We start from the raw sequence: 1,522 nt of genomic DNA, 5'->3' as shown, positions 1-1,522 counted from the left end.
CCGCCGCCCTCTGCGGCACCGCCGTCGCGCTGGCCTCGGCCCTCACCTCCGTACCGCCCGTCCAGGCGGCGCCGGGGCCCGCCCCGCAGGGCGTGGCCCGGCCGGCCTGGAAGAAGTGCGCGACCGAGCAGGCCCCGACGCTCCAGTGCGCCACGGTCCAGGTACCGCTGAACCACGCCGACCCGGGCGGCCGGAAGATCACCATCGCGCTCGCCCGCGTCCCGCACACCGCGAAGAAGTCGCTGGGCCCCCTGCTGGTGAACCCCGGCGGTCCCGGGGGCAGCGGAGTCGACCTCACCGGCTTCGTGGCCGGCTCCCTCCCCAAGGACGTGGCCGCGCGCTACGACGTCGTCGGCTTCGACCCCCGGGGGGTCGGCAGGTCGCGCCCCGCCCTCGACTGCCTGCCGGGCCACTCCCGTCCGGTCCGCCCCGACACGGTGCCGGCCACGCCCGCCCTGGAGGAGACCAACCTCCGGCGGGCCCGCGCCTTCGCCGCCGCGTGCGGCGGGAAGCACGGCGACCTGCTGCCGTACGTCGACACGGTGAGCGCGGCGGAGGACCTGGAGGTGATCAGGCGCGCGCTCGGCGCCGAGAAGATCAACTACTTCGGCTACTCCTACGGCACCTACCTCGGCGCGGTCTACGCCAGGCTCCACCCCGACCGGGTGCGGCGGATGGTCCTGGACTCGGTGGTCGACCCCACCGGCGTCTGGTACGAGAACAACCTCCAGCAGAACATCGCCTTCGAGGAGCGGCACCGCGCCCTGATGACCTGGGTGGCCCGGCACGACAAGGTCTACGGCCTGGGCACGGACCCGGCGCGGGTCGAGGCCAAGTGGTACGCGATGCGCGCGGCGCTCGCCAGGAAGCCGGCCCAGGGCGTGGTCGGACCCGCCGAGCTCGAGGACCTCTTCCTTCCCGGCGGCTACCAGAACGGCTACTGGCCACTGCTGGCCCGGGTGTTCTCCGCCTACTCCGTGAAGGGGGAGACCGGCCCGCTGGTCGAGGCGTACCGCGCCGTCGGCGCGGTGGACGCCTCCGGGGACAACAGCTACAGCGTCTACACGGCGGTGATGTGCCGGGACGCGGCCTGGCCCCGGGACTGGGGCACGTGGCGTGCCGACAACTGGGCGGTGCACGAGAAGGCCCGGTTCATGACCTGGAGCAACGCCTGGTACAACGCCCCGTGCGCGTTCTGGCCGGTGGAAGGGCTGCGGCAGCCGGTGGACGTCGCCAACGACAAGGCGCCGCCGGTGCTGATCTTCCAGGCGACGGGGGACGCGGCGACGCCGTACGCCGGTGCGGTGCGGACCCACCGGCTGCTGCGGGGGTCCTCGCTCGTGGTCGAGGAGGGCGGCGGCAACCACGGGGTGACGCTGGCCGGCAACGCCTGTCTCGACCGGCACCTCGCCGCGTACCTCACCGACGGCACCGTCCCGCGCCGCTCCTCCGGCGACGCGGACGCCACCTGCCCCTCCCTCCCCGCCCCCAAGCCCGCCCTCGACACCACCCGCCACGCCGC

The 1,522-nt window shown here is 74.6% G+C and carries 1 protein-coding gene; it reads left to right on the top strand.

Annotation, left to right across the window (positions count from 1 at the left end):
• A partial coding sequence (locus tag HW445_RS30585; protein WP_257231394.1) for an alpha/beta hydrolase occupies window positions 1-1,522 on the top strand: 1,522 nt, incomplete at both ends.

Source organism: Streptomyces sp. UH6 (genome assembly GCF_013421635.1).
Lineage (GTDB): Bacteria > Actinomycetota > Actinomycetes > Streptomycetales > Streptomycetaceae > Streptomyces > Streptomyces abyssomicinicus.
This window is presented reverse-complemented; position numbering and strand designations above follow the sequence as displayed.